This window comes from Neobacillus novalis NBRC 102450, from assembly GCF_001591805.1.
Taxonomy (GTDB): domain Bacteria; phylum Bacillota; class Bacilli; order Bacillales; family Cytobacillaceae; genus Neobacillus; species Neobacillus novalis.
This window is the reverse complement of sequence record NZ_BCVP01000016.1, coordinates 223,550-242,107: the sequence shown is the minus strand read 5'-3', so window position 1 is coordinate 242,107 and position 18,558 is coordinate 223,550. Positions and strand designations below refer to the sequence as shown.

The window sequence follows — 18,558 nt, the reverse complement described above, 5'->3', positions numbered from 1 at the left end:
GAAAGGACCTTATACGTGGAAAATTATTTTATTTCGACTAGAGAGATTCAGCTTTACTACGCTGATACTGATATGATGGGTGTTATTTACCATGCCAATTATTTAAAATTTTTTGAGCTTGGCCGAACCGGGCTTATTGAAGACCTCGATTACAGTTATTTAGCAATGGAGGAGGCAGGTTATTATGCCCCTGTTTATGATATTCAAATAACCTATAAAAAACCGTTAAGATATGGGGATCAAGCATTTGTAAAGACATGGGTAGAATTAAATGATGGCATTAAGACGATTTACGGATATACAATTGTAAATGGGGAAGATGAAGTGTGTGCCGTCGGTACGTCCACCCACATTATAGTGAAAAAGGATAATTTCCGGCCGACATCCTTTAAAAAGGCCTTTCCCGAATGGTACTTAAAATACGAGGACATCAAGAAAAAATAGCGTTTTTTAGGATTTTTTACTATGTTGAGGTGAAATGAATTGGCATTTGGCATAAAAAGACGGGAAATAACCGAGTGGAAACGGAAAATCGATAACGGAGAAATTGCCTTTTTAACCCACTATTGGCTTGATGACCGCTTTCCCGGCTGTAAAACAGTAACAAAGGTCGGCTGCCATGACCTTGGAAAACTAGCCACTTGGGGCAAAAAATATGGTTTAAAGAAAGAATGGATTCATTATAGAGTGGACGGCTATTCCCATTTTGACCTACTTGGCGACAGGCAAAAGGAAATCTTGCAGAAGGAAGGCCTGCTTGACCATATTTGGCACAATAAAACAGGCACACTTGGAAAATAAGTGTGCCTGTTATTCTATTTATTATAGTGAAAAACTGGTTCCTCGTAGTTTGAGTTGTATTCGATGATTAAATCATGACCATCCAGGTACCATAAGTCCTTTTCTTCTATGTAAAACGTAATTCCTTCCATCTCTATTTTCACACCGATATCGACAGGTTCTTCGGTATTAATACCAAAAGAAAATCCTTTTTGAACCGTACTGCAGCCGCCATAACGGACAAAGAAGCGGATGAAATCACCGTTTGTAAGATTGAGTTCCTGTTTATACCAAGCCGCAGCCTCATTCGTGATATTTATAATCATTGGCTGAACTCCTTTCTAATCATAGAGTATTGTTATTAAAAAACCCCGGGTTATCGGAGCCATTGTCCCATGTGCTGTTGAATTTCCTTATATTTCACTTCTGCATTCGGTAGGCCGTAAGCACCTGCTTTTTCTAGCGGGACGACACGGAAATTATGGTATTTTTGACTTGTCACATATGTCGGGTAAAAGACAGGGTTCGAAAGTTCAATCGAATTGCCTTTCTCTTGTACATGTTTGGTGATGTCGATTGTCGCTAAGCCGCCAATATCTTTATAGTCATTATACTGCGCTGAAATAAAGTTTCCTAACGAATAAATAACAAACGTTTTTCGGCCATCGCTCGTATGAATCCATTCCATCGGCTGCAAAACATGTGGATGGGAGCCAAAGATGATGTCGACACCCTCATTTGCCAGAAAGGCAGCTAATTCCTTTTGATCGTTTGTTGGGATTCGCTGGTATTCATTTCCCCAATGGATGCTCATTACGACCACATCTGCAACATTTTTGGCCCGGTGGATTTCTTCCTTCATAACTTCGCGGTCAATCAGGTTGACAAGATAACCCTTTCCTTTGGGAACGGGTATTCCGTTCGTTCCATATGTATAGGCAAGAAAGGCAAGCTTGATCCCGTTTTTAGTAACAATCCTTAATTTTTGGCGATCCTTTTCATCAAGAAAACTCCCCACATGTGGTAAACCAATACTATCTAAATAAGCTATTTCCGACTTAATTCCTTTCTCTCCTTGATCTAACGTATGATTATTTGCTGTCGAAACCATATCGACTCCTGAATCAGCTAGTGCTTTTGCTACTTCATGAGGACTATTAAACCTGGGATAACCGGAAAGACCCAGTTCCAGGCCACCTAATATACTCTCTTGATTGGCTGTTACAAAGTCCGGCTTTTCTAATAAAGGTTTCAACTGCTCAAACATCGGGTCGAAATCATATGTGGCTCCGTTGAAGGCATCTTGATAGACTGGGGTATGGATTAGAATATCACCAATGGCACCAAGGGTCACCTTTTCTGTTATTTCCCGATTAACATTTAATGAAGACTTTGGTTGATGCTTTTTCATAGGAAAAAGCTTTTCGTCTGTGGCAGATTCTTGCTGTTGCTGAATAAGGAGAACAGCAGCAACAGCAATGCATCCGATGATAATGAAAACCGATGGAAAAAGGATTTTCTTTTTCATATTAGCTCCTTAAATCATAACCATTTGATTTTTGGTTCCGTCTTATTGATAATTCTTTTAATATTTGCCCGGTGCCGATAAATAACAAATGAGGTTAATAGGACAATAGCGATTAGCAGGGGGATATTCCAAAGAACAAGCCCATAAATCACACCACAAACACCTGCAAGCATCGATGATAAGGAAACATATTTAGTTATGTACAGACTGATAAAAAAGACGACCAGGACAGCAATAAACATATACGGTGCACAGAACAATACGACCCCGCCTGAAGTAGCAACGGCTTTACCGCCGCGAAATCCGGCAAAAATCGGATAGGTATGTCCAACAACAGCAAAAACCCCGGCAATTAATGGATTGAGATCGGGAAGATTAAAAAGCACGGGTAAGGAAGCTGCTAGCGTCCCTTTTAGGATATCGGCAAGTGTGACGGCCAATCCCGCTTTCACTCCGAGTGTTCGAAACGTGTTCGTTCCGCCTAAATTACCGCTCCCATGTTCACGAATATCCGTTTTATAAAAAACCTTTCCAATGATTAAGCCAGATGGGATCGAACCAAGTAAATAGGCGAGGACCAAGACTAAAATAATTTGAACCATTAATGATTTCTCCTTCAATAAAAGATACAGTGCTTATATTTTACCATGTATTTACGGAAAAACACCATTGGATTCATCAATATCATCCAAGGAAAATAATGAGGAATTGTTAAATTATCGCGGAATTGTAAAAATCCCTTCTCATTTCCAATCGGATACTTTACGATAAGAAAATAAGGGGGAAAGGGAATCATGGCAAGAGTTATCTTTCATAAAAGTAAAAAAGGTTCAATGAAGTGGATTATCGGGGGATTAATAGGTGCTTGTTTGCTTATACTTTCTTCCATATTCCTAATATTATATCCGTTTGCATCATCAGATAAAAAAGTATACTTTCAAGGTGAACATCCGATTCTTTTTGCTGGGATTCAGAAAGGGAATGCCTTAATGGAAGGAAGTACTCTATTTGTTCCAATAACATTCATGCAGGAGAACATCGACGAAAGCGTGATTTATGATGAAAAGTCAAAATCGGTTATCATTACAACCAAAGATAAAGTAGTGCAAATGCCAACAGATTCACTAACCTATTATGTGAATCAAAAGACGGTCGACTTACAATTATCACCGATCATCTCGAGAAAAGGTGAAATTTTCATTGCACTCGATCCGATTCTCTCCTTTTATCCCATCCAGTATAAGAAATTGCCTGATAGCACGGCCATTTGGATTCAAAAAGATGGAGAACAATACGAGAATGGCAGATTAATAAATAAGGATATCAATAAAGAAATGCTAAGATTGCGAACTGAACCGACTTGGCGGTCGCCTTATACGGCCGAAATGACAAAAAATGAAGCTGTCACTATCGAAGGTGTCAAGGAGGACTTTTATCTAGTCAGGAAAGCAAATGGAATAGGTGGTTACCTCAAAAAAGACTATGTTTCTAAGCAAGACACCGTTAAAGTCAAAATTAGCCGTGAAAGCAAAACGTTTCAAATGCCCAAGTTAAATGGTCCGATTCAGTTAACATGGGAAGCAGTTTACACGAAAAACCCTGATACTACTAAAATAGCTGATTTGAATGGTGTAAATGTGATCTCGCCAACGTGGTTTTCGCTTGCAGGCAGTGATGGCTCAATCAAAAATCTAGCTTCACTGGATTTTAGTAAATGGGCACAGGCAAAGGGTTATCAAGTGTGGGGCGTGTTTTCCAATTCATTTGATCCCAAACTTACACATGAAGCATTTAAAGACTTTGAAACGCGGCAAACCATTATCCGGCAATTGCTCCATTTTAGTCAAATGTATCAGCTGCAAGGAATCAACTTTGATATTGAAAACGTAAATCAAGAGGATGGACCCTTTGTTACGCAGTTCATGAGAGAGGCGGCACCATACCTTCATGATGCAGGCCTTGTCGTATCAATGGATATCACCTTTTCTGCAGGTGATAACAACAACTGGTCCTCCTTCTATGAAAGACCTAAACTTGCACAAATAGCCGATTATTTGATTGTTATGGCCTATGATGAACATACAGGGGCTTCGTCAGGGGCTGGAAGCGTGGCAAGTCTGCCATGGGTCGAAAGAAACCTTCAAAATCTGTTGTCAGAGGTTTCCAATGAAAGGCTTGTCCTTGGTGTTCCCTTATATGCAAGGCTATGGAAGGAACAAACTAATGCGGATGGGACGACGGAAGTAACGGCAAAGGCACTAGCAATGGATCAAGTGAAAACATGGCTGGCTGAAAAAGGACTGACTCCTGCTAATGATGAAGAAAGCGGTCAAAACTATGCAGAATATTATGATGAAGCCGAGAAAGCAACCTATAAAATTTGGCTAGAGGATGAATTATCATTGCAAAAACGAGCGGCTCTAGCTGTAAAATATGAACTAGCTGGTGTTGGGACATGGTCAAGATTTTTTGGCGACCAAACAGCCTGGACGGCCTTAGATTTAAAGGCAGCTAAGGCCTTGACACAAAAATAAAAGAAAAAATAACGGACCGCTTAGCCGGTTCGTTATTTTTTTCTTCAAAAGTGAGAACAAAAATCGTCAATTTTATTACGAAAATATGGAGAATTTTCAAACCATTTGTTAACTCGTTGAAAGCCGTGTATAAAGCCCCTATAATTTAGTTAAAATCAAATAAATAACAAAAAGAACGGCCTTGCGAATATAACACATGGTCGGTTTATCTAATAATTTTTCAATCTATTTTAGGGGGTGAGCTTTTTGAAAGATCTGTCGGAAGGTGAAAAGAACGATCAAGAATTAGCAAAAAAGTATGAGTTAATTGTGCAGCAAAATCGCTATTTAGAAAAACGACTCCAGGAAGAGGTGGTAAAGAATAAACAGAAAGACACTATTTTGATTGAACAATCTAGACTAGCGGCTATGGGTGGAATGGTTGCGAGTATTGGGCATCAATGGCGTCAACCATTAAACAATTTATCTCTAATGATGCATGATGTAAGAGAGGCACTTGAGTATGGCGAGATTGACGATCATTACATTGATAGGTTCACAAGGGAAAGCATGCAGCAGATTCAACATATGGCTCGTACGATAAATGATTTTCGGAAGTTCTATAAACCGAATAAGGAAAAATCCATTTTTTCCGTCGGAGATTCAATTGAAGAGGCATTGTCGATTTTTTCTTTGAGTCTGAAAAACCATGGAATTCAAGTGGAATTTGAATATAGGGGACAACAGATGGCCTATGGCTATCCAAATGAATATAGCCAGGTGGTACTAAATATCTTAACAAATGCCCGTGACGCATTTGTCCAAAGAGATATTAGCCATCGAAAATTAACAATTAAAATTGGCGAAAGTGGCAAATTTATAAAAACGGAATTCATTGATAATGCAGGTGGAATCGAGCCAATACTCCTTAAAAAGGTATTCGATCCTTATTTTACGACAAGGTCTCAAGGAACAGGTCTCGGGCTTTATATGACGAAGATGATTCTTGAGAATATGAATGGGAGTGTATCGGCAGAAAACACAGGAGACGGCGCGCGTTTCATTCTATCAGTGCCGAAAGTTTCCACTGCGATTGAACAAGAACTCCTAACGGTTTAAAATCGCTTTATTTTCTTTTTTAATCGGAAAAAGGTAAAATAAAGAAAACAACCTAAGGAGTGGTTACCATGGCAATTGAAAATCCAAGCCGCGAAGAACTTGGCGCTATTTTAAATAAAGCAAAAAGAATTGCAGTCGTTGGGTTAAGTAATAATCCGGAACGCACCTCCTATCAAGTATCTGCTATCATGCAGAAAGCAGGCTATGAAATTATTCCAGTAAACCCGACAATCGATGAAGCGCTTGGCGTAAAAGCTGTTGCAGCCTTAACGGACATTGAAGGCCACGTGGACATTGTTAACGTTTTCCGCCGCTCTGAGCAATTGTTTGATGTAGCAAAGGAATTTGACAAGATTGATGCAGACGTCTTTTGGGCCCAGCTGGGTCTTGCCAACGAATCCGCTTATGAGTTCTTAAAGGAAAAGGGATATACGGTCGTTATGGACCGCTGTATAAAGGTCGAACATTCTTTAACAAGATAAAGTGTCCTTAGGAAAAACTGCTTATTAGTTGGCAGTTTTTTCTTTTTTTTCGGCTAAAATGCCCCAATAATAAATTTCAAAATGAGGTTGTTTCAAATTTCGTATTTGCCAAATCAAAATAAATCGCTACAATAAAGCATAGACGCCGCAAGTAAATGTGATAAAATGAAAGTGGCAAACATTAGTTCCTATTTGTGGAAAAGGGGCGGAGTGTTGCAATAATGGATCAGTGTATCTAATCAAAGCGAAATAACATTTACCATTTGGATAGTAAATTTTAGCGCTGCACACACCGCCTTTATTCTCTTTTGAACGAATCATTTATATAAGCAGCAATTACAGCAATTTAGAAGGTTGTTTTGTAAGGTATGAAAGGGGTATTTTAGTGGCAAGGAATCAGCAAGCATTTGATTATAATGATGATGCCATACAGGTACTAGAAGGACTTGAGGCGGTTAGAAAGCGCCCAGGAATGTACATTGGCAGTACCGACTCACGCGGTCTCCACCATCTCGTTTATGAGATTGTCGACAATGCTGTCGATGAAGCACTTGGCGGCTTTGGTGATCACATCATTGTAAAAATACACAAAGATAATTCAATTAGCGTTATTGATAGAGGACGCGGAATGCCGACCGGTATGCATAAAACGGGGAAACCGACACCTGAGGTCATTTTAACGATACTGCATGCAGGCGGAAAGTTTGGCCAGGGCGGTTACAAAACAAGCGGCGGTTTGCACGGTGTTGGTGCTTCTGTCGTCAATGCCTTATCAGAATTGTTAATCGTCACAATTAAAAGGGACGGATTCATCTATGAGCAGCGTTTTGAAAATGGCGGTAAACCGGTAACGACACTCGAAAAAATCGGCAAAACCAACCAAACGGGAACAACGATTCATTTTAAACCCGATCCTACGATTTTTTCGGTAACCACTTATAATTTTGAAACCTTATGTGAGAGGTTAAGAGAGTCGGCCTTCTTGTTAAAAGGATTAAAAATTGAAATCATCGATGACCGCAATAGCCTTCATGAAACATTTCATTATGAAAATGGCATTGAAGCGTTTGTTGAATATTTAAATGAAGAGAAGGATATCCTTAGTCCAGTAATCAGTCTCGAAGGTGCTCAAAATGGGATTGAAGTGGATTTTGCCTTTCAATTTAATGATGGCTATTCAGAAAATGTCCTATCGTTTGTTAACAATGTCCGCACGAGAGATGGCGGTACACATGAAGCTGGGGCAAAAACAGCGATGACGAGGGTATTTAACGACTATGCCCGTAAAGTTTCCTTTCTAAAAGACAAAGATAAAAACCTTGATGGGACCGATATTCGTGAAGGTTTATCGGCGATTATCTCCGTCAGAATCCCTGAAGAAATGCTCCAATTTGAAGGGCAAACGAAAGGTAAATTGGGAACAAGTGAGGCGAGATCAGCCGTCGATGCGGTCGTCTCCGAGCATCTCACTTATTTTCTTGAGGAGAATCCTGATATTAGCTCGCTCCTCATAAAAAAATCGATAAAAGCCTATCAAGCAAGAGAGGCTGCTAGAAAAGCGCGGGAGGACGCGCGGAGCGGGAAAAAGCGGAAACGCACGGATGCGGTCCTTTCAGGGAAGCTGACACCGGCTCAATCACGGAATCCACAAAAAAATGAACTTTATTTGGTCGAGGGTGATTCTGCAGGCGGCTCTGCCAAACAGGGGCGTGACCGTCGCTTTCAAGCTGTGCTGCCACTTCGAGGTAAAGTAATTAATACGGAAAAAGCCAAGCTGGCCGATATTTTTAAAAATGAAGAAATCAATACGATTATCCATGCGATTGGCGGTGGAGTCGGTACAGATTTTAATGTCGACGATATCAATTACGATAAAATCGTGATTATGACCGATGCCGATACAGATGGAGCACATATTCAGGTCTTATTACTAACGTTCTTCTATCGATATATGAAACCGCTACTAGAAGCAGGAAAAGTGTTTATTGCCCTGCCGCCACTTTATAAAGTGAGCAAAGGGACAGGGAAGAAAGAAGTAATTGAGTATTCTTGGAATGATGACGATCTGCAGGGTGCAATCGATAAGGTTGGCAGAGGCTATATTATCCAACGCTATAAAGGACTTGGCGAAATGAACGCTGACCAACTTTGGGATACAACCATGGATCCAGAAACACGTACCCTCATTCGTGTGAAAATCGATGATGTGGCAAGGGCAGAACGTCGAATAACAACCCTGATGGGAGATAAGGTCGAACCACGCCGGAAGTGGATTGAAAATAATGTCGCCTTTGGTTTAGAAGAGGATGACACCATTTTAGAAAATGAAAATATTACGGTCACCGAGGAGGGATCTGAAGGATGAGTGCAAATGAAAAATTCCGCGACCTACCTCTAGAAGATGTCATAGGTGATCGTTTTGGCAGATATAGTAAGTATATTATTCAAGAGCGTGCGCTTCCTGATGCTCGTGACGGCTTAAAGCCAGTTCAACGAAGAATTCTTTATGCGATGCATTTCGAGGGAAATACCTTTGATAAAGGCTTCCGTAAATCAGCTAAAACCGTCGGTAACGTAATCGGTAACTACCATCCACATGGTGATTCGTCAGTATACGAGGCAATGGTACGAATGAGTCAAGACTGGAAGGTTAGAAATGTCCTCGTGCAAATGCACGGTAACAACGGCAGCGTCGATGGTGACCCGCCAGCTGCGATGCGTTATACAGAAGCCAGATTATCAGCGATTTCAGCAGAACTCTTACGTGATATCGAGAAAAATACCGTTGAATTTATTCCAAACTTTGATGATACATCGAAGGAACCAACTGTTTTGCCAGCGATGTTTCCGAACCTGCTTGTAAACGGCTCGACGGGAATTTCTGCTGGTTATGCTACGGATATCCCACCACATCATCTGGGAGAAGTCATTGATGGAGTAATCATGAGAATGGACAACCCGGGTGCATCTGTCGATGAACTGATGACAATCGTCAAAGGTCCAGATTTCCCGACAGGCGGTATCATTCAAGGGATTGATGGTATTAAGAAAGCCTATGAAACTGGTAAAGGCAAAATCATTATTCGCAGCAAAGCAGACATTGAAGAGTTGCGGGGCGGGAAGCAGCAAATTGTCATCACGGAAATTCCGTATGAAGTCAATAAAGCAAATCTCGTCAGAAAAATGGATGAGTTTCGTCTCGACCGTAAAGTTGAAGGAATTTCTGAGGTTCGTGATGAAACGGACAGGACAGGCCTCAGGATTGTCATTGAGTTAAAAAAGGATGCCGATGCAGAAGGTGTCTTAAATTATTTATATAAAAATAGTGATCTTCAAGTGGCTTACAACTTTAATATGGTTGCCATCTATAAAAAGCGTCCGAAATTAATGGGCCTTCGTGAATTACTTGATGCCTATATCGAACACCAAAAAGAAGTGGTGACAAAAAGAACGGAATTTGAGCTAAGTAAAGCGAAGGAACGCCAGCATATTGTTGAAGGATTAATGAAAGCTTTATCCATCCTTGATGAGGTCATTACCACCATCCGTGCTTCAAAGGACAAACGCGATGCAAAGAACAATTTAATTGCCAAATTCGCGTTTACTGAGCCGCAGGCTGAAGCTATTGTCTCTTTACAGCTTTATCGCTTAACAAACACTGATATTACCGCGTTAAGACAGGAATCGGAAGAATTAGCGAAGAAAATTGAAGAGTGGACTAGCATTTTAGCTAGTGAGAAAAAGCTTTTCTCCGTTATAAAGAAAGAATTAAAAGACGTGAAAAAGCGCTTTGCTGATCAGCGCAGATCCAAGATTGAAGCTGAAATTGAAGAATTAAAAATAAATCTCGAAGTGACGGTACCTAGTGAAGATGTGATTGTAACCGTAACGAAACAAGGTTACGTGAAAAGGACAAGTCAGCGTTCTTTTGCTGCATCAAATGGTCAGGACCCAGCAATGAAGGAATCTGATCGTCTGTTAGCACAACTCGATATGAATACAAAGGATGTTCTTCTCCTGTTTACAAATAAGGGCAATTATCTATTCTGCCCTGTTCATGAACTGCCGGATATCCGCTGGAAGGACCTTGGACAGCATGTCGCAAATATCATTCCGATTGAACGTGATGAGGAAATTATCCGAGCCATTCCAGTGAAAGATTTTGAAACAGAAGCGTTCTTGGTTTTTGTAACGAGAAATGGCATGGTCAAGAAAACAGAACTAAAAGCCTATAAAGCACAGCGGTATTCGAAACCTCTTGTTGGCATAAATCTTAAGGATGACGATCAAGTCATTGATGTTCACCTCACCGATGGATCTATGGAAGTTTTCTTCATCTCCCATTATGGGTACGCCCTCTGGTTCCATGAAGCTGAAATAAGTATTGTTGGTATCCGCGCTGCAGGTGTAAAAGGAATGAACTTAAAAGACGGCGATTTTGTTGTTGGTGGTAAAATTCTTACTCCGGATAATAACGAAACAATTGTTATTTCTACACAGCGTGGTGCTGTTAAGCGGATGAAATTAAAAGAGTTTGAAAAGACAACTCGCGCTAAGCGTGGTGTCGTAATCCTAAGGGAACTCAAATCAAATCCGCATCGCATCATGGGCTTTGTAGTGGCCAATGACGAGGACGTTGTTTTTATCCAGACAGATAAAGGCTACATTGAAGCCCTTAAAACGGCGGAAATACACTTCAGTGACCGCTACTCAAATGGTTCGTTTATCCTTGATGAAGGAGAAAACGGGAAAGTAACGACCGTTTGGAAAGTAGCAGCACCAGAAAATCCAAGTGAATAATCTCTCGCAAAGACTCTCTAAATTTTTAGGGAGTCTTTTCATCTTTTTTACCAAAAATGGACATACTGACAAGTAACAGAGTATGGAGGGGAATAAGATGAAAAAAGAGCTGCTGCTGGTTATTGTTTTGTTTTTTCTCATATCGCTAACGGCAATAACGGGTGTGTATGCAATTGGTGAAAATACGAAGGTCATTACGATTTCAGAAGAGAAAGAGGATATTTCTGGGGACGGAATAGACGAAGTGATCCTATTAAAGGGTGTTCCATATCAAGAGGATGATTCTTTTTTGAAAAAAATTTATATAGAGGTAGCCGCATCTAACGGGAAATTGTTTACCTTTCCACTAGAGAGTGGTTCAAAAGCGTCAATTCAGCTGGTTGATTTAAACAATGATGGAATGAAGGAGATATTTTCAACTGTTCAAACAGGAGGAAGCGGTGGAATTGTAATTAATTCTTTATCCTCCTTAAAGAATTTCATTCACTCCGATCTGCCCTTACCTGAGCCGCTAGAGATGAACACAAAATTTTTAGATGGCTATAAAGCCGAAATTAAGCTGGTGCAAACGGGAAAAACTTATAAGTTTAATCTTAGGGATCGAATGAATTATTATAAAAAACTAGGATTTTACTTCAAAGGGAAATTAAATGAGCCGGCGGAATTAACGGTAAATCCATATAGCGACCTAAAACCTGTTCAATTAGATAATGGAAAAATTGGCTTGAAGGGTATTCAAAGGGTAACAGGAATTGCCAATGCGGACACAATCGCCCTCGTCGAAAGCACCTGGAATTATGACCGTGGTCATTGGAACCTAATAAGGACCGAGGTTAAGCAAGTAAAAGCCCATTAAAAAGTTTTTGATTTGAATTGGTGCGAGCAAACCGTTTCATAAACACAGATAAAACACCTGTGTTTATTTTTTTTATTCAAAAAAATTGACGTCGGCCTTCGTGAGGAATATACTTAGCAATGTAAATAATTAAGTTACCTAACTATTAGGGTTATAAATGAAAATTGAGGTGATAATAGTGGCGGATATCGAAAGTGCCACAGCGCAAAACCTGCTCAAAGCGTTCATGCAATTTAGAAAAACAGGTTGGCACGAAAAGAAGATTGGCGGATATAATCCAAGTGAATTCAAGGTACTCGCAGCGATTCAACAAGGTGCAAATGAGAAAAATGAAGAAATGAAGGTCTCAGAAATAAGTCAACGCTTGCAAGTTACACCGCCGACCGTTACCCAAATCATTAATATCCTTGAAAAAGATGGTCTAGTGGAACGAGCAGTTGATCCAGAGGATAGACGTTCAGTAAAAATTAAACTTACTCAAGCAGGGATGGAAGCAACAGCTAGAGCTAAAAACCGGTTCACCGAAAACTTTACTGGTTTAATTGATTATTTAGGTGAAGAGGAAAGTGAGCAGTTAGCTGATTTACTCGATAAAGTCCATCATTATTTTAATGAACAGAGCCGCTAACGGGATTCGAAAGCGTAATAGCCCTAAAAAATGAAATAAACTTTTTGTTCATATTCAGTTCATAACTATAATGTATTGTTTACTCATTAACAATCTAAAACGGAGTTGATGCAACTTGATAAAATTAAGCAGATTTCTAAAACCCTTTCAAATACCGATTTATTTCGTTTTAGGCCTCGTCCTGTTGCAATCGTTGGCTGAACTCTATTTACCAACATTAATGGCCGATATTGTCGATAAGGGTGTGGTGACAGGCGATACGGCCTATATCTGGAAAATCGGTGGTTTTATGCTGCTCGTTGCTGCAGGCGGGATGATTTGTTCTCTTGCTGCCAGTTTCTATTCTGCCAAAGCAGCATCAGGGTTTGGTAAATTGTTACGTACCAAGGTTTTTTCCCATGTGGGCGATTTTTCGTTACATGAATTTGATAAACTGGGAACTGCTTCACTAATTACAAGAACTACCAATGATATTACCCAAATCCAGCAGGTATTAGTCATGATGCTAAGAATGATGGCCATGGCCCCGATGATGTGTATTGGAGGCATCATAATGGCTTATTCAAAGGATTCCAAATTAACCTTAGTTCTTGCCGTGGCATTACCCATTCTCGTGCTCGCTATCGTGATTATTGCAAAAAAAGGAATACCGCTTTTTAAAGCGATGCAAGTGAAATTGGATAATTTAAATCGTGTGTTAAGAGAAAATTTAACAGGTATTCGTGTCATTCGTTCGTTTAATCGTGTGGAACATGAGAAAAAGCGATTCGACGCGGCAAACTGGGATTTAACGCAAACAGCGATTAAGGTAAATAAACTAATGGCCGCGATGATGCCGATTATGATGATTGTCCTCAACCTTTCTACTGTTGCGATTATCTGGTTTGGCGGCATTCGCATCAGCAATGGTCATATGCAGGTTGGCGATATGATGGCATTTATTCAATATGCGATGCAAATCATGTTTTCGTTCATTATGCTGTCAATGATGTTTGTGATGATTCCACGAGCATCGGTATCTGCTGTCAGAATTAACGAAGTAATTGATACTGTGGCTGACATTAAGAATCCCGCTAATCCTGTTTTAGGAAAGGGAGCAAAAGGTCAGGTAGAATTTAGAAATGTAACCTTTAGCTATCCTGGAGCTGAAATGCCGGCGATTTCAAATATTTCGTTTTCCATGAATCCAGGTGAGGTAACGGCCATTATTGGTGGAACCGGCTCCGGGAAATCGACCCTTATTAATTTAATTCCGCGCTTTTATGATGTCGACAGTGGGAATGTCCTTGTTGACGGTGTCGATGTTCGTGAAATGACGCAAGAACAGCTTAGAGAAAAGATAGGCTTTGTTCCGCAGCAAGCAGTTCTATTTACTGGAACGATTGCAGAAAATATTCGCTACGGAAAAGAGGATGCAACTGAAGACGAAGTGAGGCATGCAGCGGAAATTGCTCAAGCAAATGAGTTTATATCCGATATGCCTGATGGTTTCGATGCCACGATTGCCCAAGGGGGAACAAATGTTTCGGGCGGGCAAAAGCAGCGATTGTCCATTGCCCGAGCACTTGTTCGGAAGCCGGAAATTTATATATTTGATGATAGTTTTTCTGCATTGGATTTTAAAACAGATGCTAAGCTTCGTGGCGCATTAAAAGGAGAAACTGGCGATTCAACCGTTTTAATCGTGGCACAGCGGGTGAGCACGATTATCGATGCAGATCAGATTCTTGTCCTAGATAATGGGGAAATCACGGGAATCGGCACACATAAGGAACTGATGGAATCGAGTGCAGTTTATCGTGAGATTGTCATGTCACAGCTGTCAGAGGAGGAAATCGCATGAGTAAAGATTCCAAAAACCAAGGACATGAACAAAATCCCGGAGCTCGAAAAGCTGGACCCGGCGGGGGATTTGGCCCTATGGGCATGGGCATGCCTGTTCAAAAAGCCAAGGATTTTAAAGGGACATTAAAAAGACTAGTAAGCTATTTAAAACCGTATAAATTACAGCTAATTTCTGTTTTGATTACAGCCATCATCAGTACCGTATTTTCGATTGTCAGCCCGAAAATCATGGGTAATGCAACAACCAAGCTGTTTGAAGGTTTGATGATGAAGATTAATCGTGTTCCGGGGGCGAAAATAGATTTTGACTACATTGGTCAAATAATTATTTTACTAATTGGACTTTATATTATCAGTGCGATATTTGCTTATTTACAAGGCTATATTATGGCCGGTGTAGCGCAGAAGACGGTCTACAATCTGCGTAAAGAAGTCGAGGGAAAAATCAACCGGCTGCCGCTAAAATACTTTGATTCGCGTACACATGGTGAAATTCTCAGCCGGGCTGTCAATGATGTCGATAATATCAGTACTACCTTACAGCAAAGCTTGACCCAGCTGATTACATCGGTTGTCACAATCATTGGTGTAATCATCATGATGCTATCGATTAGTCCATTGATGACACTCATTGTCATCTTGACACTCCCACTTAGTGGTGTAGCAATTGCAAAAATCGCCAAGAAGTCGCAACAGTTTTTTAAAGGACAGCAAAAATCTCTTGGCCAACTTAACGGGCATGTCGAAGAAATGTATACCGGTCATAAGGTCATCAAAGTATTTGGCCATGAACAAAAATCAATTGAACAATTCGAGGAAATCAATGAAAAGCTATACCAATCGGGCTGGAAGGCGCAATTCGTTTCGGGGATGATTATGCCATTAATGTCGTTTATTAATAATATTGGCTATGTCCTTATCTCAGTTGTTGGCGGTATATTGGTAACAAAAAATGCAATTAAAATTGGTGATATTCAAGCCTTTATCCAATATGCAAGGCAATTTTCCCAACCAATCGCACAAACAGCATCGATTGCAAACGTTATCCAGTCAACGATTGCAAGTGCGGAGCGTGTATTTGAAATTTTAGATGAAACGGAAGAGGTGCCAGAAGCGGTTGCTGCTGAAGTGATTACTGAACCTAAGGGAGAAGTAACATTCGAACATGTTGCCTTTGGCTATAAGGAAAATGAACCTTTAATCGATGACATGAATATCGCTGTGAAACCGGGCCAGCGGGTTGCCATCGTTGGACCAACAGGTGCGGGAAAAACAACACTGATAAACTTATTAATGCGTTTCTATGAAATTGATTCTGGGACAATATTAATTGATGGAGTCGATACTCGGGAAATGAAAAGGGAGCATCTAAGATCTTTGTTCGGGATGGTGCTTCAAGATACCTGGCTCTTTAATAGTACCATTCGAGATAATATTGCTTATGGTAGAGAAGGGGCAACGGAAGATGAAATTGTGGCGGCGGCACGAGCGGCCAACGCTGACCATTTTATTCGCACACTCCCTGATGGCTATGAGACGATTCTAAACGAGGAAGCTTCTAATATTTCACAAGGTCAAAAGCAATTATTAACAATTGCGCGAGCGATTCTCGCTAATCCGGCCATCTTAATTCTTGATGAAGCGACCAGCAGTGTAGATACTCGTACCGAAGTCCAGATTCAAAAGGCAATGGATCATTTAATGAAGGGGCGGACTAGTTTCGTCATTGCCCATCGGTTGTCAACGATTCGTGATGCTGATCTCATCCTTGTGATGAATCATGGCAGTGTGATTGAAAAAGGAACCCATGAGGAATTGTTAGAAAAAGACGGTTTCTATGCTGATTTGTATAATAGTCAGTTTACAAGTAATCAGAGAAATGCAGGATAATAGACAGCGCATAGGGAGCAGGCGTCTCCCTATGCGCTGTTTTTTAATAAAGTCAGACAAGAACAGCCCTGAGAAGGGAAGGGGGGCTGATTTGTAAAATAGTCAGTTCACTTGCCAATGGACTGTGGAAGAATGCGTAGTTTACTTCTCATTGCAAATGACTCTAAGAAATCGAATTCGACCTGTGAATGTTAAGATTCGCCCATTAAGAAGATTACTTGCATATAAATCATGAATTTTAATAGTTTTGTTGTAAAATTAAGCATAAATAAATAGTTTTTGGAACTTAAATAGGAGTAATTCGTAAATACAATTATTAAAAGGGATTTCTTTAAGAAAATAAAGTGATACATGGCGGTGAAGATGATGAGGTTTTACTCAAAAAAAGGAATCATCACTGGTCTCATATTATGGGGGGCTGTTGCCTTTCTGATTGGTTCTTTTTTATTCCTGCCTGGCGTTCCAGAAGGGAAGGGGGAGATGATTACTGCAATCCTCGTATGTGGATTAACAAGTGGATTTATAATGTGGTGCTGGTTTGGTACGTATTATGAAATAATTGGTAGTCAATTAAAGGTAGTTGGAGGACCGTTTCGCTGGAAAATTGACATAATGGCGATAAAAAGTATCAGAAAAACGCGAAATCCGTTATCAAGTCCAGCATTGTCATTGAACCGTTTAGAAATACAATATGCGAAGTGGACTACGATTTTGATTTCTCCTAAACACGAGGAACAATTTTGTGCGGAATTAAGAAAAATAAATTCAAAGATTGATCTTTATTTATAAATTTTTCTCCGTCTCATTATCTTAAGTATACTTAGTAATTGAGACGGTTTAAATTTTTATTACTATAATAATATTATGTAAACTGATAAAAATAAAAAAATAAGGCTGCCAATAGTGGCAGCCTTATTGATTTATTCCATTTGTTCTTTTGGCATATCCATCTTATCAACCGCAATTTTTAAATCATCATTCTTAATATGCGTGTAAATCATCGTTGTTTGGATCGATGAATGACCTAATTGGCGTCGTAATTTTGGCACATCATTGATTTCAGCATGGTATCTGGTAGCAAATGAATGCCTTAGCTTATGTACCGATAACGATGGTTTGCCAAATGCCGCTGCATACTTTTCAATGAGTTTTTCAACAGATCTAGCCGTAAGCCTGCGTGATTTTCCTTTTGGACCGATTGGTGCAGAAATGAATAATGCCTTATTAGTCTTATCTACTTGGTATTTAGCGGTCCTAATAGATAGGTATTCTTGCAAATCAGCCATAGCAACCTGACTAAAATAAACAAATTGTTCTTTATTTCCTTTCCTAATCACTCTTACACAATACTTGCTAAAATCAAGATCATCTAAATCAATGCCCACTAACTCCGAAAGACGCAGCCCAGATCCCAAGATTAACGAGACAATGGCCGTATCACGTTCCTTGTTAAATTGATAAAAATTAAAGAGTTTTTTGTTATCTTTGTTTAATTCACCGTAATCATTAGCCACAAATAAGCGAAACTTCTCATACTCATCACCAAGTAAAATCTTTCCTTCCATCTTATTTGCTTTTGTTTCCATGCTGTCTTTAACTTCATTGAATTCAATTTTCGCCATCACATTCCGGTTAATATAGGGCTTTAAATCAGGTGTTTCAGCAATGTTTTGCAGGTAATTAAACAGCGATTTTAACGCCGATAACTTCCGATTCACCGTTAGTTCTTTATTATTTAATTGGTAGTGAAGATAGTTTAAAAAATTTTCAATCTCTAAAACTGTCATTATCTCTAGGCGATCCAACGGGATATCCTTGATGCTGCCGTTCCATAACTGCTCACTAACCATCCAATTGAAAAATATTTTATAATCATGACAATAATTAAACAGCGACGCTGTAGAAAGTTTCCTTAGCTTATGATTAATGTACTCATCAACATACCAGGGTAATTCATTAAGTAAGACTTGCAATTTTTTGAAATTTTGCTGCTTCACTTGATTTACCATAAAATCACCTCACTTCTACATTTTACATAATGCACATAATTACGTCAAATTTATATTTTACGTAATTATGTTTTTGAGGATTGGCTAATATTAACCTCTCTTCAAACT

At 39.7% G+C, this 18,558-nt stretch carries 16 protein-coding genes; 12 read left to right on the top strand and 4 right to left on the bottom strand.

Annotation, left to right across the window (positions count from 1 at the left end):
• Window positions 1-15 precede the first annotated feature (15 nt).
• On the top strand, window positions 16-444 hold the full coding sequence (locus BANVL01_RS14560; protein WP_082804990.1) for an acyl-CoA thioesterase: 429 nt from the start codon (window positions 16-18) through the stop codon (window positions 442-444).
• Window positions 445-483: 39 nt separating this feature from the next.
• The gene (locus BANVL01_RS14555) at window positions 484-801 is read left to right on the top strand and encodes a hypothetical protein (protein ID WP_066087263.1); all 318 of its coding nucleotides are present in this window, start codon (window positions 484-486) and stop codon (window positions 799-801) included.
• 14 nt (window positions 802-815) lie between these two features.
• Here BANVL01_RS14555 and BANVL01_RS14550 read toward each other — a convergent pair whose 3' ends face one another.
• The 3 genes from BANVL01_RS14550 to plsY are packed head-to-tail and all read right to left on the bottom strand — an operon-like array spanning window position 816 to window position 2,910.
• Window positions 816-1,106 (bottom strand): HesB/YadR/YfhF family protein, encoded by a 291-nt coding sequence (locus tag BANVL01_RS14550; RefSeq protein ID WP_066087266.1) that lies wholly within the window; start codon window positions 1,104-1,106, stop codon window positions 816-818.
• A gap of 50 nt (window positions 1,107-1,156) precedes the next feature.
• A complete protein-coding gene (locus BANVL01_RS14545) occupies window positions 1,157-2,308 on the bottom strand; it encodes a CapA family protein (RefSeq protein ID WP_066087269.1) in 1,152 nt (383 codons plus the stop codon).
• Window positions 2,309-2,322: 14 nt separating this feature from the next.
• On the bottom strand, window positions 2,323-2,910 hold the full coding sequence (plsY, locus tag BANVL01_RS14540) for a glycerol-3-phosphate 1-O-acyltransferase PlsY (protein WP_066087270.1): 588 nt from the start codon (window positions 2,908-2,910) through the stop codon (window positions 2,323-2,325).
• A gap of 192 nt (window positions 2,911-3,102) precedes the next feature.
• Between plsY and BANVL01_RS14535 the strand changes: the two genes are divergently transcribed.
• The 10 genes from BANVL01_RS14535 to BANVL01_RS14490 all read left to right on the top strand — a co-directional run bounded on the left by BANVL01_RS14535 (window position 3,103) and on the right by BANVL01_RS14490 (window position 17,230).
• The gene (locus BANVL01_RS14535; RefSeq protein ID WP_066087273.1) at window positions 3,103-4,842 is read left to right on the top strand and encodes a glycosyl hydrolase family 18 protein; all 1,740 of its coding nucleotides are present in this window, start codon (window positions 3,103-3,105) and stop codon (window positions 4,840-4,842) included.
• Between the two features lie 246 nt (window positions 4,843-5,088).
• A complete protein-coding gene (locus BANVL01_RS14530; RefSeq protein WP_066087275.1) occupies window positions 5,089-5,940 on the top strand; it encodes a sensor histidine kinase in 852 nt (283 codons plus the stop codon).
• A gap of 68 nt (window positions 5,941-6,008) precedes the next feature.
• On the top strand, window positions 6,009-6,422 hold the full coding sequence (locus tag BANVL01_RS14525; RefSeq protein ID WP_066087278.1) for a CoA-binding protein: 414 nt from the start codon (window positions 6,009-6,011) through the stop codon (window positions 6,420-6,422).
• A 385-nt stretch (window positions 6,423-6,807) separates the two neighbouring features.
• Window positions 6,808-8,787: a DNA topoisomerase IV subunit B gene (gene parE, locus BANVL01_RS14520; protein ID WP_066087281.1), complete on the top strand. Its 1,980-nt coding sequence runs from the start codon at window positions 6,808-6,810 to the stop codon at window positions 8,785-8,787.
• Window positions 8,784-11,222, top strand: a complete 2,439-nt coding sequence (gene parC, locus BANVL01_RS14515) for a DNA topoisomerase IV subunit A (RefSeq protein ID WP_066087285.1) — start codon at window positions 8,784-8,786, stop codon at window positions 11,220-11,222. The genes parE and parC overlap by 4 nt, the downstream gene beginning before the upstream one ends.
• Before the next feature lie 97 nt (window positions 11,223-11,319).
• Complete coding sequence (locus BANVL01_RS14510) at window positions 11,320-12,078, top strand: YybI family spore inner coat protein (RefSeq protein WP_066087288.1); 759 nt, start codon at window positions 11,320-11,322, stop codon at window positions 12,076-12,078.
• Window positions 12,079-12,235: 157 nt separating this feature from the next.
• Window positions 12,236-12,706, top strand: a complete 471-nt coding sequence (locus tag BANVL01_RS14505) for a MarR family winged helix-turn-helix transcriptional regulator (protein ID WP_066087291.1) — start codon at window positions 12,236-12,238, stop codon at window positions 12,704-12,706.
• A gap of 115 nt (window positions 12,707-12,821) precedes the next feature.
• Window positions 12,822-14,549 carry an ABC transporter ATP-binding protein gene (locus BANVL01_RS14500; RefSeq protein ID WP_066087294.1) on the top strand — a complete coding sequence of 576 codons (1,728 nt, stop codon included), beginning with the start codon at window positions 12,822-12,824 and terminating at the stop codon, window positions 14,547-14,549.
• Complete coding sequence (locus BANVL01_RS14495) at window positions 14,546-16,441, top strand: ABC transporter ATP-binding protein (RefSeq protein ID WP_066087297.1); 1,896 nt, start codon at window positions 14,546-14,548, stop codon at window positions 16,439-16,441. Before BANVL01_RS14500 ends, BANVL01_RS14495 begins: the two co-directional genes overlap by 4 nt.
• Window positions 16,442-16,807: 366 nt before the next feature.
• On the top strand, window positions 16,808-17,230 hold the full coding sequence (locus BANVL01_RS14490) for a PH domain-containing protein (protein WP_066087300.1): 423 nt from the start codon (window positions 16,808-16,810) through the stop codon (window positions 17,228-17,230).
• A gap of 131 nt (window positions 17,231-17,361) precedes the next feature.
• Here BANVL01_RS14490 and xerS read toward each other — a convergent pair whose 3' ends face one another.
• Window positions 17,362-18,450: a tyrosine recombinase XerS gene (xerS, locus tag BANVL01_RS14485; protein ID WP_066087305.1), complete on the bottom strand. Its 1,089-nt coding sequence runs from the start codon at window positions 18,448-18,450 to the stop codon at window positions 17,362-17,364.
• Window positions 18,451-18,558: the final 108 nt, after the last annotated feature.